Source organism: Chitinophaga ginsengisoli (assembly GCF_003014595.1).
GTDB lineage: Bacteria > Bacteroidota > Bacteroidia > Chitinophagales > Chitinophagaceae > Chitinophaga > Chitinophaga ginsengisoli.
In genome coordinates, this window is the sequence record NZ_PYGK01000005.1 from 299,701 (window position 1) to 315,207 (window position 15,507).

Sequence of the window (15,507 nt, forward strand, 5' to 3'; positions counted from 1 at the left end):
GAAAAGGAATCGCGTTAAGTGTTATTTTTACACTCCGGTAGTCAGGGTACGCCGGGGTCAACTTCAGGGATGCCTGTAAACAGCGTTACATGAAAAGTTCTGTGTCAGCACAAAATTTCCTTGAAGACAGCCGGCTAATAGAAGACATCTTTCACGAATTGAAATCTATTGTAGCAAGCATTCTTTCAAGTGTTGAACTCATAGTACTGTACGACGGGAAAGCAATGGGAAACAAGATCACCCGTCAGGCAGAGTCGATCAAAGCGCAGGTGATAGAGCTTGATTTTCAGTTGCAGAATATACGGATCATACAGCATATGCTGGACAAAACCTTCCAGCTGAAGCGAAAGATGACCAACTTGCATTTTTTTCTGGGGCAACTGGTACGTGAAGAGCCATACAACAATCTACTGTCTCCCGCCGTTGAATTACAGCATAGTAAAATACCTGTGGAGGCGAACATTGACGAAACCGTGATGCGGCAGTTGGTCCTGAACCTTTTTTTCTGGATGCAGCGGCACTCAACCACCCATCAGATCCCGAAGATGGTATTTACTTTTGGGTCCGGATACTTTGAAGTAAAGGGAACTTTTTATGCTAATTATATCTTTTCGTCTCCCTTCAAATCATCGGAGAGGGGGGATAACGAGATATTACACCAGCCGATATGTCATATGATGTCGTATTTCGCCGCCTTACATGACGGCACTTTTGAAATACTGGCGGAACCGGAGAAGAATGTGGTGGTGCTGGTGAAAATACCCTGTAGGGCATAAGTCTTACAGCCTGAAACACGTCTCTTAGAAACAATAAGATAAGGTTAAAACAAAGGGGATATTTCCATATCCCCTATTTTTTTTATTACCAGTATGTAAATGCTATTTATTTCTTCAGCGCCAATACTGCGTTTGACCAGGTTCTTACCTGCTCCAGGAGCGTAGGATTTTCAGCCAGTTTTTGTCCGTAAGATGGGATCATCTGTCTCAGCTTGTTCTGCCATGCTGGTGTTGCCAGCATTTTAGGGAAGCAGCGTTCCAGTAATTCCAGCATAATGGACACTGCAGTGGAAGCTCCCGGAGAAGCGCCCAGCAGGGCCGCAATAGAACCGTCTGAAGCACTTACTACCTCCGTACCGAATTCCAGGATACCCCCATGCGTAGGGTCTTTTTTGATCACCTGTACACGTTGGCCTGCTACTTCCAGTTCCCAGTCTTCTATCTTTGCTTCCGGCAGGAATGCCTGTAAGGCTTCCAGTCTTTCTTCGGGCGACTGACGTACCTGGTCGATCAGATATTTGGTGAGCGGAAGGTTGTCGAGACCAGCAGCGATCATCGGACGGATATTATTGAATTTGATAGACCTTGGCAGATCGAGCCAGGAACCATTTTTCAGGAACTTGGTGGAGAAGCCGGCATAAGGTCCGAACAGGAGGGCCTTTTGGCCATCTATCATACGTGTATCCAGGTGAGGCACAGACATTGGAGGTGCACCTACAGATGCTTTACCGTATACTTTCGCGGCATGTTTTTCAATAACAGCCGGGTTTTTACAGATCAGCCACTGGCCGCTTACAGGGAAGCCGCCGAAGCCTTTACCTTCAGGAATGTCTGATTTCTCCAACAGTGGCAGAGAACCACCACCAGCGCCTATGAATACAAATCTTGTATGTAGTTTCCTTCTCTTGCCTGTTTCCAGGTTTTTCACCTTCAGGTACCACCTGCCATCTTCCTCTCTTGCGATGTCGCGTACTTCATGTTTCAGGTGTACATGTACACCTTCCTGTTGCTGCAGGTAGTTGATGAGCGCACGGGTAAGGGCGCCGAAGTTGATGTCAGTACCAGCTTCCATACGGGTAGCCGCTACTTTTTCAGAATCGTCTCTTCCTTCCATTACCAATGGGATCCATTGTTTCAGGACGGCAGGATCTTCTGAATACTCCATGCCTTTGAATAAATTATTGGCTTCCAGCAATTGCTGGCGTTTCTTCAGATATTGAACGTTGTTTTCACCCCATACAAAGCTCATGTGAGGAATGCTTTGTATAAATGTCTCCGGGGATTTTATGCATCCTTCCTGTACGAGGAAAGACCAGAATTCCTTGGATACCTCAAAGGATTCGGCAATCTTGATAGCTTTACCAATCTCGATATTACCATTCTTTTCGGGGGTGTAGTTGAGTTCGCAGAAGGCAGAATGCCCTGTACCTGCGTTATTCCATGCATCCGAACTTTCTCCTGCAATGATATCCAGTCTTTCGAATATCTCAATGGTTAGTTCCGGTTGTAATTCTTTCAACAATACACCAAGCGTTGCACTCATTATGCCCGCACCGATTAAGACGATGTCAGGCGCCGATTTAGGAGACATATTAAATTATTTACGCGATTTGCGCTGCAAAAATAATACGAAAAACTATAGTTCTATAACGTTTTAGTGTTCGTATTACACCTTTTTGCGATAAAATATAGCCATTTTTCACTGTAACTACCTGCTGTAGTGCATATGCGAATAATGCAAATATATTGTTAATCCTGCGTACCGGCCAGCCATCCCAGGGATGCGGCCGTGACAGGGGTGAAGTCTGTTAATGAAGCTTCGCAGAGTGAGCAACAGTACTGTTCCGGCAGCTCATGAAAAGAAGTGCCGGGTGTAACGCCCTGGCTGGGGTCCCCAATAGATTCGTCATAAACGGTCAGGCAGTGTGTACATTGATACACTTCTTTTTCCGGTTGGGTACTGCTGATAAGTGTCTGCTGACCAGCTACATAATTCAGCAGGGGATCGGTAAGAGCATTGTTCTCATAAAATTCCCGGCAAAGGGACGTAATATAAGGGCCCAGGTGCTCTTTGGCCACTCCTGTCCTGTAGGGTAGTAAAGTGCCTGAATTCGGGTTAAAATCCTGCGTATAAAGAATGTCAAAGCGCTGATGACCTTTCAGGCGGCTTTTGGTTTTGCTCTCCTGTTTGTTGATCACAATAGAGCCGAAGCAGTTATTCCCCGGATTGATCCGGATGCTGAAACATAGTCCGTAAGTTCTGACATCAGCATTGTCAAAATGCCGTATAATATGCCTTTTGATGATCAGGGCATCCTCACTGTTATCTTCCACATGCCAGTTCAGCTCATTGGCCGCATGCCTTACGTTAATCCCGTATTTACCGAGGATATAATCCCACAGCCTTCTATGCTCGGGGGCTATATTCCTGATGATGAGGGATTTCCACGAAGTGGCATATAACTGACCTGTGCGCGTTTCCAGGCAGATCTTACAGACGTTCTGCAGGAATTCCAGCGGAAACTCTTCGTCCCGGCGATAAATACCCAGCCAGTAATGATTCTCATGCCGGTTGAAACCTTCATAATAAGGCAGGTGGAAGGGAGGCAACTCCAACTCGGTTGTTACCGGCCGGCCGGCATATTCCAGTTTGCTCTTCACAAGCGCGTATAACTCGTCATTACTGATAGTCGGGCGCTGATATACGATAGACTCAATGCATTGACTTAACTGTCCGATATTGTTCGTATAGACCAGCTCAGGCCAGGCAAAGAGGCGGCTACTTTTCGGGAAGCGGATGAACAGGTGCCAGTAATGCGCTGCGCCTGCCGCAATCCAGTTGATATGTCCTGAGAAGAAAGGAGTGAAGGTCTGTTTACTATCACAGATATTCACTTTCAGGGTAGGTATATAATCAAATAATGCAAATACGTCTTTATAGAAACCTTCACTTAACCAGCTGTCACTAATGAAAATACCAGCTGCCGGATAAGAGCTGGTAATATTGGGTGCAGTTCCGTAAGCATGGAACACGATCTGCTGGCGGGCACAATCTTCTTCAAATTGTTTCCGGTATTTACCGGGCACCTCAATCAGCAGCTGTTGCCTGAGACCGAATTTTACCTGGGTTACCCTGGCTGCTGCCGCAATATCCAGAATAGTCAGCAGTTGTCCGGGAGAGACGATCCCTCCCGTAAAATTGATGCTCACTGTCTGTGTATGTCTGATCATATTAAACTGCTTGCATGATAAATACTGCTTCTTCCTTTTTACCGGAAGGCAGTTCCTTCTCCAATATTGCTTTGATCTCCGGGCGGCAACTGCCGCATCCCATTCCTGCGCCAGACGCCTGGCATAGGCTGTCCAGCGTATGGGCGCCTTCTTTTATTTTCTCACAGATATTGCCTTCTCCCACACCTCCGCAACTACATACCAATTTACCGATCACCGGGGTGGCTTTCTTGCCTGAGCGCAATAGTTCCAGCCGTTTTTCAGATAACTCAATTTTATTGGAGATCAGGTCCCTGAATTCCAGGAACTCTGATTTGTCGCCGATCAGGATAGCGCCTACCAGCCGATCGTTATGGATGACACATTTCTTGTAATACCGCTTTGACTTATCAATGAACACTACTTCTTCATACGCAGGATCATCAGGTGTTTCTATTGTACCCAGCGAGCATAGATCAGTGCCATGCATCTTCAGGATGTTCATAAACAATGATCCTTCGTAATAACCTGCCAGATCGCCCGCCATATAGCGGGCCACCACAGCGGCCTGTTGTTCTGCTGCGGCTGTAATACCATACAGCGTACCGTTGAACTCTGCAATCTCTCCGATAGCAAAGATGCTGGGATCACTGGTTTGCAGGTATTCATTTACGACCACGCCTCTTTTGCAAAGCAGATGAGAAGCGCGGGCCAGTTCGATATTAGGCACGGTTCCTATCGACATCACAACGGCCTGACAAGACACATGTCTTCCGCTCTTCAGCCTTATGCCATCAAGTTTGTTCAGGCCAGTGAATCTTTCTATCTCATCATTGTACAGGATCTCAATGCCACGGTCGGTCAGTTCTTCATACAACAGCTGGCTGCCCAGGGCATCCAGCTGTCGGTCCATCAGTTTAGACGTACGTTGTATAACTGCCACGTCTATATCCATCTCTCTTAGTGAAGCAGCTAATTCAATACCCAGCAGCCCGCCACCAACGATCATCACTTTTCCTGCTGCCGGATCAATATGCCGGACGAATGCATCTGCATCCCGCCGGTTACGCATGGTAAAGATACCATCCAGCGAAGGCGTATCCCTGAGGGTGGCCGCACGGCTACCCATGGCCATTATGAGTACATCATATGCGTGTATATTGCCATTGCTGTCTGTTACCGTTTTCTGCTCACGATCTATCTCATTAATACTAACGCCTCTGTGCAGGGTAATATCCAGCAGATTTTCTTCTTCGTCTGTCATCTTCACCAGCTGCGCCCATTGCTGGGTACCGCTGATGTAATCGGGTAACATCACCCGGTTATAAAAAGGCTGATCTTCTTTACTGAATACCGTGATGGTATCAGTGGTGTTTATATCACGGTAAGCCTTTACAAAGCCACAGGCACCTGCTCCTGCGCCAATAATAACGATCTTCTGTGCTGGCTTCTCGTACAGTTTTACCTGCACGGCAGTGTACTTCAGATCCGGTTGTTTAGAGATCTTGTCCACCAGCCGGTTGGTAAGATTGTTAGCCCGGTTCAGGTCATTGTCAAGTATTTTACCCCAGTGCATGGGGAGGAAAACCACCCCTTTTTTGATGGATTTGCTTAATTGTGCTTTTACACGCACAACACCATTTTCACTGGAGATCTCCACAATATCTCCTTCCCGGATAGCTCTGTCTATAGCATCCTCCGGATGGATCTCCAGCAGTGGTGATGGAATATGTTGTTTCAGTTTGCTGACTTTACCGGTCTTGCTCATCGTATGCCACTGGTCGCGGATACGGCCTGTAGTGAGGATGAGTGGCCACTGCGGATCAGGTGGCGCTGACCGGTTATCATCAGGAAAAGAATGAATAATTGCTTTGGTGGATGCAGTATAAAATTTATGATCAGTAAATAGTCTTGGTGTACCATGATCTGTTGCACCGGCAGGATAAGGCCATTGCAAGGATCTCTTTTCTTTCAGCAACTCATAGTTCACACCACTGACATCGATATTGGTCCCTGTAGTGAGCCGGCAATGTTCCGCATAGATGGCAGCCGGGTTTTCATAATCAAACCCATGGTAGCCCATTTTCTTTGCAAAGCGGCAGATGATCTCTGCATCTGGTAATGCTTCTCCTGGTGCATCATTTACCTTTTGCAGATAGGTGATACGCCTTTCTGCATTGGTCATGGTACCTTCTTTTTCTGTCCATGCCGCGGCAGGAAGCACTACATCTGCATAACGTAATGTTTCCGGTTTGGAAGAGATCTCCTGTACTACTACAAACTTCGCCTTCTGTAAAGCCGCTTCCGCCATACGTGCGTCAGGTAGGCTTACCAGCGGATTGGTACACATGATCCAGATCGCCTTCAGCCGGCCGTCATTCAATGCTTCGAACATTTCGGTAGCGGTGAGTCCCGGTTTGTCGGAGATAGTTGTACCACCCCAGAATTCCTGTACTTCTTTGCGGTGTGCTGGATTGTCAAGCACACGGTGTGCTGGTAGCATATTGGACAGACCACCTACTTCACGGCCACCCATGGCATTGGGCTGTCCGGTCAGCGAGAATGGTCCGCAGCCAGGCTTTCCGATCTTCCCGGTGATGAGGTTGAGATTAATAAGGCTCAGGTTTTTGTTGACGCCTACAGCACTCTGGTTCAGACCCATGGTCCACATGGTCATAAACCCCTTTGCCTTTCCGAGCATGGCAGCTGCTTCATAGATCAGGTGTTCCGAAATACCGCATACCGCTGCTGCGCTGCTAATGCTGCGCTGCATGACAGTATCCCGGTATTTCGTAAAACCTTCCGTATGTTGCTGGATGAAGTTATGGTCGGTATGACCGGCTTCTATCAACAGCCTGCCGATAGCATGGTGTAACACGATATCGGTACCCGGCATCAATTGCAGGTGGATATCCGCTATCGCGCAACTTTGCGTTACACGCGGATCACTTACAATGATCTTCAGGTTAGGATTCTTCGCCTTTGCAGCTTCTATCCTGCGCCACAGTATCGGATGACACCAGGCTGGATTAGCGCCGGCTACGAATATGCAATCTGTCTGTTCTATATCATCGTAATTTCCAGGCACGCTGTCTTCACCCAGAGACAGTTTATAGGCAGCTACTGCGCTGCTCATACACAGGCGCGAGTTGGTGTCTATGTTGTTACTGCCAATGAATCCTTTGATCAGCTTATTCACCACATAATACTCTTCTGTCAGGCATTGACCGGAGGCATAGAAGGCTACTGACTCAGGGCCGTACTGCGCTATCATCTGTCTGAATACTGCAGCGGTACGCTCCAGTGCCTGATCCCAGGAAACGCGCTGCCTTGACATATGCCGGTGGTAGCGCATTTCCGGGTAATAGAGCCTGTCTGATGTGTCCATCACGGTGTAATGCAGGTTCATGCCTTTAGAGCAAAGCATGCCCTTGTTCACCGGATGGTCTTTGTCTCCTTCCACGCTGAGTTTTCCCTGCCTGTCCCTGTGTACAACAATACCGCAACCTACGCCGCAATAGCAGCAGGTGCTACGATAGCTGCCCGCAGGGAGTTTACTATGTTGATGATTGCCTGTCATTGTTATTCAGCAAATGCTACATTCCCGGCAGCGGCCGTTTCTGTAGCAGGTTTCTTAATGAATCTTGTGATCATTACTATAAACGATACCGCTATCACGATATAACCGATATAAGTGAATGCCTGCACATAAGTGATGCTTTCAGACTTGAAGAGGAAGCCAAACAGCATACCTCCCAGGTTACCACCGGCGCCTACTATACCACTTACCAGTCCCACATTTTTTTCATTGATAAAAGGTACAATACCATAAGTGGCGCCATTCGCCATTTTCAGGAATAGTGCGAAGCTGAGCATGGATATGATGGCCAGTGCCAGGGAACCTGCCTGTGCAAACAGCAACAGTCCTATACCTTCCAGCAGTAATACAATTGCCAGTAGGATACCTTTCCCTCTCATGCCTGATTTAGCACCTACCTTATCTGATATGATACCGCCCATTGCTCTTGCAAAAATGTTCATGAAACCAAAGATGCCTGCCCAGAAACCTGCGCTGCTCTGCGATAAGTGAAAAGTATCTACGAAGTGCAGGGATGCTACGTTATCAAATGTGATCTCCATACCAAAGCACATCCCGTAAGCCATTGTCAGTGCCCAGATGCGCCAGTCGCCCAGTATGGTCCAGTCGGTCTTTGATTTCACAGCATTGCTGCGGTCGATCTCATCGAAATTACCAGCAGGAGTGTCCTGGGTAAAACGGTGGTACATCCATGCTACTATCAGCATCATGATGCCTGGTACGATCATCGCAAAACGCCATGCTTCATGTTTGGTATATCCGAAACCTACGATGGCAGCAAAGATGAGCGGCATTACCATGTTGGTCACACCACCACCGAGGTTACCCCATCCGCCGGTAACGGCATTGGCAGTCCCTTTTATATTCGCTGCAAACATCATGGATGTATGGAACTGTGTGATAACGAAAGAAGCGCCTATCACACCGATAGCAAGGCGGAACAACAGGAACGTTGTATAATCATGCGCCAGTCCTACAAGGAATACCGGCAGGGAACCTGCGATCAACAGCCGTATAGCTGTTTTGCGTGGGCCCCAGGTATCGCACAACTTACCGATGATCAGTCGTGCGATAATAGTACTGGATACGGAAGCAATAATGATATTACCTACCTGCGATTTCGTCAGCCCGAGGTCTTCCCTGATGGTGGGCATCAGCGGCGCGAGGCCAAACCAGCCAAAGAAGCAGACAAAGAACATCAGCCAGGTGGTGTGAAAGGTGCGCATCTGCACCGAGTTCAGTGAAAAGAGAGGCAGTTTATTAAGCGGTTGTTGCGTATTCATGTTGAAAAAGATCTGGTTGAATAATGTTGTTTACTTGTTAAAAATCATCTCTGGTCTGATATTGATCGACACATATGCCCAGTTGCTGTTGCTTTGTGCATTGGAGATATTCTTAACTGTGGATGACGTCAATGAAGCAGTATTCCAGAAATGGCTGTACCCTGCTTCAAAAGATATCACCTTTGTCAGCGCATACATTGCCACAAGATCAGCTTCGGTGCCGAATTTCCGGCTGAGTGAAGCGCCATTCACCACTACATCGCTTGCACTGTAAAACTCATGTACATCTCCCGTCATCTGAAACTTTGATCCCGCTTTATATTTTGTCTTCAGGTAGTAATCCTGCAAGCCTCTGTTACCGAAGCCGCTGGCTACATAGAAGTAATCCATATATCCCCAGAATTTATGTGGTGTGCCATACAGCGGATCGAATGCATGGCTTTTGCCTGCTGCATTGACGCCACCGGTGGTATAGTCAGCACCCAGACCTGCGCTGAAGGACTTGCACAGCTGGTATTGAAAAGCGGCAGACAATAATCCGGCGCTGAGCTCCTGTGCATTGGCGTTCGTTCCGAACTGGTAATATCCTGCAGCAGTCAGCGTCAGCTTATTGAACGTGTTGTTAAAATATAGTCCGGTTGTCATGCGGGTATGTACGCCTTTGTCCCACAGCTTAACGCCTGTGCTGTCCGGATGGAATTTGGAGAACTGGTCTGCCAGGAACAGGAAAGAGATACTTCCTGCGGATAGTTTCCTTGCGCCATACAGATACTCCAGGCTTTTGTACATAGTACCACCATTTGTTGTGGCGGCATAATTCCCCGGGGGAGTGGGATTATAAACTGTACCGGCTGCATTTTCTTTATTCTGATTGAATGCAGCGCCCAGGTGTAAAGTATACGGCCCTGTTTCATACTTCAGTACCGCTGCATCGTGGCGGCGGCCTTGTTGCGCCCAGTCCAGGTTTCCCAGCAGGCGGTGATCGTCATAAATAATTTCCTGTCGACCGATCTTGAGGCTTAGGTGCTTGTTCTTTACTACTGTGTCCAGCAGCATAATTTCGGCCCAGGCTTCGTGCAACATCAGTCCATTGTTCTCCTGTGTAGTGGTCTTGTTAATGGTGGATGCGTCCTGTCCCCATATGCGGACATCCTGTACTGTCAATCCCAGTTTAAAACGGTAGCCGCTAAAGCCTGCAAAGAGGCGGCTGCGCTGGGAGGTAAAAAAGGCAGGGGAGGAGCCTTGCGGCAGTGGGGCCCCCTGGCCGTCCTTTAATTCTGTGCGTGTCCTGAGTTGAGCGCCCAGTGTAAATTGTGCCTGCGCTGACGTGCGCAAAAAAAACATACAGAGCAGGTAAAAGAAACCCGCTGAGAACAATTGTTTCATGCATTCTGGTTGATAATGTGAGCAATAAGAGTATTCCCGCTCTCTGCTGCTGTTATTATGCTTCCTGCATGATCCCTATGTACACCTTGTCGTTCTCAACTTTGACAGGGTACGTGGTGAGGGAACATTCTGTCTCGTCTGACAGGCAACGGCCATCTTCGAGGGAGAATGTTTTTTTATGGAACGGACAGGCTACTTTCGGTTCGCCGTCATGTGTGCCTGTCATGCCGCGGCTGAGGGCCATCTGCTGACGGTGAGGGCACATGTTCTGGGTAGCGTACCAGGCATCGCGCCTCGCGAAACGGAACAATGCAATTTGTACATCATCATACTTTACGCATACTCCTCCGTTAGGCGGAACGTCTATTACGTTACAGGCATAGAACCATTCTACGGTTGTTTGTGTGTTTGTACTAATGGCTGTCGACATAAGTTATCTGTTTATTGATGAATGTCTTTTAATGGGATCTCTTGCTTATTTCCATTCTGCGGCTTTCTTCTGTTCCCGCATGTTGTCAAATTTTACGGTCGGATCTTTTGCGCCTGGCGCATTCACAAAGTGATTGAAGCGCTTGCGCAGTTCAGGACTTTCTACTACTTCCTTCCACTCGCATTTATATTTATCTACAAGGGCCTGCATTTCTCTATCCAGTTCTTCTGCTATTCCCAGGCTGTCATTTATCACTACGTTACGCAGGTAGGTGATACCTCCATCCAGCTTGTTCAGCCATGTAGCAGTACGCGTCAGCGGATCGGCAGTCTTGATGTAGAACATCAGGAAGCGGTCGATGTAACGGATACAGGTTTCGCTGTCCAGGTCTGCCGCCAGCAGAATGGCATGTTGTGGTTTGGAACCGCCATTACCGCCTACATACAGGTTCCAACCCTTTTCTGTAGCAATGATGCCGAAGTCTTTTGACTGCGCTTCTGCACATTCACGGATACAACCGGATACGGCAGATTTGATCTTGTGCGGCGCACGCAGACCACGGTAGCGTTCTTCTATCTGTATAGCAAAGCTCACACTGTCATGCAGCCCGAAGCGACACCAGGTAGAACCTACGCAGCTCTTAACTGTACGCAGGGCCTTTCCGTAGGCATGACCACTTTCGAAACCTGCCGCGATCAGTTCTTCCCAGATATCCGGCAGATCGCTTAGGTGAGCACCGAAGAGATCGATACGCTGTCCGCCGGTGATCTTGGTATACAGGTTATATTTCAGGGCCACCTGTGCAATGACCAGCAGTCTGGCTGGTGTGATTTCCCCTCCGGGGATGCGGGGGACTACAGAGTAAGTACCGCCTTTCTGGATATTAGCCAGGAAACGGTCATTGGAGTCCTGTACCACATCGTTCCCTTTATCGAGGATCATATCATTCCAGAGACTGGCCATGATAGATGCCACAACAGGTTTACATACTTCACAGCCATCGCCGTGACCGTAGTGGTCCAGTGCTTCATCGAAGGAGCGGACGTCTTTAATACGAATCAGGTCATAGAGTTCCTGGCGGGAGTAAGCAAAGTGTTCGCAGATCACATTGCGGATATATTTACCCTGCGCCTTCATAGTGCCGGTAATGAGGTCTTTCACCATCGGGGTACAACCGCCGCAGCAGGTGCCTGCCTTGGTACATTTCTTAATGGCGTCCAGTGTTTCGTTGCCAGCTTCCACAGCGGTGCAGATAGCGCCTTTGCTCACGCTTTCGCAGCTACAGATGATGGCATCGTCCGGCAGACCCAGTACGCCCGGACCGGCCTCCTGGCTACCCCCACGGGAGCCCAGCAGCACGTCTTCAGGGTTGGGAGGGAGAACTACCTTATTTTTGGCCGTCTGTAATAACATATTATAAGCATCTGCATCTCCGATCAGGATACCGCCTAAGAGGTACTTTCCATCATTAGTGATGCTAATGCGTTTGTAAACCCCTTTCATCGTGTCTTCAAACACGATACTCCGGCTGCTTTCTGCAGATACAAAAGGATCACCGAAGCTGGCTACGTCTACACCTATCAGTTTTAGTTTCGTGCTCATGTCAAAACCGGTGAAGGTTTTCTGCTGTGCCTCGCCGGCAATATGAGTGGCTACCACTTCCGCCATTTCATAGCCAGGTGCTACCAGACCGTAGATCATGCCATGATAGAGGGCACATTCTCCGATGGCATATATCTCAGGATCAGTGGTTTGTAAGTGTTCGTTCACCACAATACCACCCCGGTGACCGGTTTCCAGACCACTCAGCTTCGCCAGTTCATCCCTTGGTTTGATACCGGCGGAAATAACCAGCATGTCGGCTTCCAGGATGCTTTCATCGGCGAACCGTAAGCCGGTCATGGTATCGTCGCCCAGTACTTCACTGGTATTCTTATTCGTATGTATCTGTAAACCAAGCTGTTTCAATTGCTGCTCCAGGATGCGGGACCCGCTTTCATCGATCTGGCGGGGCATGAGCCTTGGCGCAAACTCTATTACATGGGTATCGGAAATGCCCAGGTCCAGCAGTGCTTTAGCTGCCTCCAGACCCAGCAGGCCACCACCAATCACTACCCCTCTTTTCGCTTTAGGGGCATAATCCTGCATCAGTTCCAGGTCTTCTATAGTGCGGTAAATAAATACGCCTTTTTTATCCACCCCGGGAATAGGAGGTACAAAAGCGGAAGAACCAGTAGCAATAACGAGATAATCATACGCTTCTGTAATACCTTTATATGAATGAACTGTTTTATTGGTACGGTCGATCTGCTGAACAGGATCGCCCAGGTGAAGGGTAATATGGTTGGAAGCGTACCAGTCGGCAGGCGCCATTAGGAGGTCGTCTGCTGTTTTGCCAGCAAAAAACTCGCTTAGATGTACACGGTCGTAGGCAGGGCGGGGTTCTTCTCCAAAAACCACGATCTCAGCAGAGCGGGCTGGCAATTTGGAGAGTATTTTCTCACAAAACTTGTAGCTAACCATGCCATTGCCTATAATTACAATTTTCATTGCCAAAGATTTGAGTTGATAAATTTGAGACGGCTTTATATGATTAAATAATTAATATGATAACTATTTTCCTGTTTAAGTTGTAAAAAGAGCCGTTTTTTATGATCTGCATCATGAAATTAGCAATAAGAGTTCTAATTTTATAGTGGTTCGTATGATTTTACTCATATAAATATTATTGTAATATATCTCGTATGGCATATTTATCTTTGGTGGGAGCAGGACCAGGGGATCCTGAACTAATTACTTTAAAGGCAGTGAACGTTATACGCCAGGCAGATGTAATATTATATGACGCCCTGGTAAATGAGGTGTTACTGAGTTACGCAAAACCAGGGGCTGTTGTCCGGTTCGTCGGCAAGCGTTACGGATGTCATTCACTATCGCAGCTGGAGATCAACCACCTGATCGTGTCGTATGCCCGGAGCCACGGGCATGTAGTAAGGCTGAAGGGAGGAGACCCTTTCGTGTTTGGCAGGGCTACGGAAGAGATAGCCGCCGCTAAAGGAGCCGGTATCCCGGTACAGGTGGTACCTGGTATCTCAAGTGCACTGGCAGGCCCTGCGGGTCAGATGATACCGCTCACATCCAGGGGCATTACAGAGAGCTTCTGGGTCACTACGGGTACAACCCTGACTGGAGAGATCTCAGCAGATATAGACCTGGCCGCCCGCTCTACCGCCACTATTATTATATTAATGGCGATGAGTAAGCTGGAGGCTATTATGGATATATTTACAGGGTATGGTAAAAGCAATCTGCCTGTGGCCATTATCCAGAACAGTTCTACTGACAGGGAAAAAGTGGTAACAGGTACAGTTAAAGATATTGTATTCAAAGCGCAGCATGCCGGCATGTCGAATCCGGCAGTAATTGTGGTGGGAAAAGTGGTGGACCTGAAGGACATGACCGGTGCGGTGCAGCAATTAATCGACAGGCATGAAGAAAGATAAACATGGTTGCGACCTGCAATCCTGTATGTTATGTAAGTTGTGTATCCCTGCATGGAAACCAGCCATTGCCGTACACAGACAAAGTTTCACGTTAAAAAAAGGTCAGATGCTCTTCCGGGAAGGAGAGCCGGTGAATGGGATCTATTTCGTGAATGCAGGCAAAGTAAAGGTGCACAAGCATTGGGGCGAAGAAAAAGAGCTGATCGTCCGCTTTGCAAAAGAAGGAGACATTGTCGGCCACCGGGGTGTGGGCAGTGAAATGGTCTATCCCGTATCAGCAACTGCGCTTGAGACGGTGGACCTCTGTTTTATAGACCTCGCCTTCTTCCAGGCTACACTCAAAGTCAATCATGAGCTCCTGCATGCGCTTATGATGTTCTATGCCAGTGAGTTGCAGGAGTCAGAGAAGAATATGCGCAATCTCGTACATATGCCTGTAAAGGGCCGTATCGCGCATGCCCTGCTCGCCCTCCTGAAAAAGTTCGGTACCAACGAAGAGGGGTATATTAATATGACACTCAGCCGACAGGACCTGGCTTCTTATACCGGTACTACCTACGAAACTGCCTTCCGTATCATGAGTGAGCTCATACAGGAAGACATTATTGCCATTTCCGGTAAGTATATCGCTGTAAAAGATCCTGCCAGATTAGAGATCCTGGAAGCTGAAGCTGGTTAGAGCAGTTTGTATTCTGATGCCAGCTTCACCACTGAAGTAGTGTTATTCACACCGAACTTCTCCATCAGGTTCTTGCGGTGGCTTTCCACCGTATGGGTACTGATGAACAACTGGTCTGCTATCTGCATCGTCGTTAAACCTTTACCGATCAGCTGCAATATCTCCTTTTCCCTGCGGGTAATACGTGGTATTGCTTTCAGCAATTCCATATCGGCATTCTTCAGTGCTTCCTTGGTGCTGCTGCATAGGTATTCCTCCCCATCCATAATGGCGTAAATAGCCCGGATGATCTCATTGCCCAGCGCATTCTTCAGCACATAACCACTCGCGCCGTTCTGCAGCATGCTGTGGATAACAGGCTGCTCATCATGGATGCTCAGCGCAATGATCTTTACATCTTCATACTTCTTTTTCACTTCGCCACAAAGGGTTACACCACTGATGTCCGGCAGGTTCACGTCCATCAGTATCACATCAGGCTGTCCTTTTTCCAGTGCCTGTAATACACTTTTACCGTCACCGTAATCGCCGTTCAGTTCTATGCCTGCATCACTCCGGAGGATGTTCTTCAGTCCTTCTACCATGATAGGGTGATCTTCTACCACTACTACTTTGATCATAACTTCTTTCAATTAAGTGTAA

At 48.0% G+C, this 15,507-nt stretch carries 11 protein-coding genes; 3 read left to right on the forward strand and 8 right to left on the reverse strand.

Annotated features, from left to right (window positions below):
* Positions 1–89 precede the first annotated feature (89 nt).
* Positions 90–776, forward strand: a complete 687-nt coding sequence (locus CLV42_RS14810; RefSeq protein ID WP_106602698.1) for a histidine kinase — start codon at positions 90–92, stop codon at positions 774–776.
* A 106-nt stretch (positions 777–882) separates the two neighbouring features.
* On the opposite strand, the gene CLV42_RS14815 is transcribed toward CLV42_RS14810, so the two are convergent.
* From CLV42_RS14815 to nirB, 7 genes are all read right to left on the reverse strand, one after another.
* On the reverse strand, positions 883–2,367 hold the full coding sequence (locus CLV42_RS14815) for a malate:quinone oxidoreductase (protein WP_106602699.1): 1,485 nt from the start codon (positions 2,365–2,367) through the stop codon (positions 883–885).
* A 158-nt stretch (positions 2,368–2,525) separates the two neighbouring features.
* Positions 2,526–4,007, reverse strand: coding sequence for a rubredoxin (locus tag CLV42_RS14820; protein WP_106602700.1), 1,482 nt, complete (start codon positions 4,005–4,007; stop codon positions 2,526–2,528).
* A gap of 1 nt (position 4,008) precedes the next feature.
* A complete protein-coding gene (locus CLV42_RS14825; protein WP_106602701.1) occupies positions 4,009–7,566 on the reverse strand; it encodes a nitrate reductase in 3,558 nt (1,185 codons plus the stop codon).
* A gap of 2 nt (positions 7,567–7,568) precedes the next feature.
* Positions 7,569–8,867, reverse strand: a complete 1,299-nt coding sequence (locus CLV42_RS14830) for an MFS transporter (protein ID WP_106602702.1) — start codon at positions 8,865–8,867, stop codon at positions 7,569–7,571.
* Between the two features lie 30 nt (positions 8,868–8,897).
* Positions 8,898–10,253 (reverse strand): alginate export family protein, encoded by a 1,356-nt coding sequence (locus CLV42_RS14835; RefSeq protein WP_245901657.1) that lies wholly within the window; start codon positions 10,251–10,253, stop codon positions 8,898–8,900.
* Between the two features lie 55 nt (positions 10,254–10,308).
* On the reverse strand, positions 10,309–10,683 hold the full coding sequence (nirD, locus tag CLV42_RS14840; protein WP_106602703.1) for a nitrite reductase small subunit NirD: 375 nt from the start codon (positions 10,681–10,683) through the stop codon (positions 10,309–10,311).
* 45 nt (positions 10,684–10,728) lie between these two features.
* The gene (gene nirB / locus CLV42_RS14845) at positions 10,729–13,233 is read right to left on the reverse strand and encodes a nitrite reductase large subunit NirB (RefSeq protein WP_106602704.1); all 2,505 of its coding nucleotides are present in this window, start codon (positions 13,231–13,233) and stop codon (positions 10,729–10,731) included.
* A gap of 194 nt (positions 13,234–13,427) precedes the next feature.
* Between nirB and cobA the strand changes: the two genes are divergently transcribed.
* Both cobA and CLV42_RS14855 read left to right on the forward strand, forming a co-directional pair.
* Positions 13,428–14,186 (forward strand): uroporphyrinogen-III C-methyltransferase, encoded by a 759-nt coding sequence (cobA, locus tag CLV42_RS14850; protein WP_106602705.1) that lies wholly within the window; start codon positions 13,428–13,430, stop codon positions 14,184–14,186.
* Positions 14,173–14,865 (forward strand): Crp/Fnr family transcriptional regulator, encoded by a 693-nt coding sequence (locus tag CLV42_RS14855; protein WP_106602706.1) that lies wholly within the window; start codon positions 14,173–14,175, stop codon positions 14,863–14,865. Before cobA ends, CLV42_RS14855 begins: the two co-directional genes overlap by 14 nt.
* On the opposite strand, the gene CLV42_RS14860 is transcribed toward CLV42_RS14855, so the two are convergent.
* Complete coding sequence (locus tag CLV42_RS14860; RefSeq protein ID WP_089834170.1) at positions 14,862–15,485, reverse strand: response regulator transcription factor; 624 nt, start codon at positions 15,483–15,485, stop codon at positions 14,862–14,864. The genes CLV42_RS14855 and CLV42_RS14860 overlap by 4 nt on opposite strands.
* Positions 15,486–15,507 lie beyond the last annotated feature (22 nt).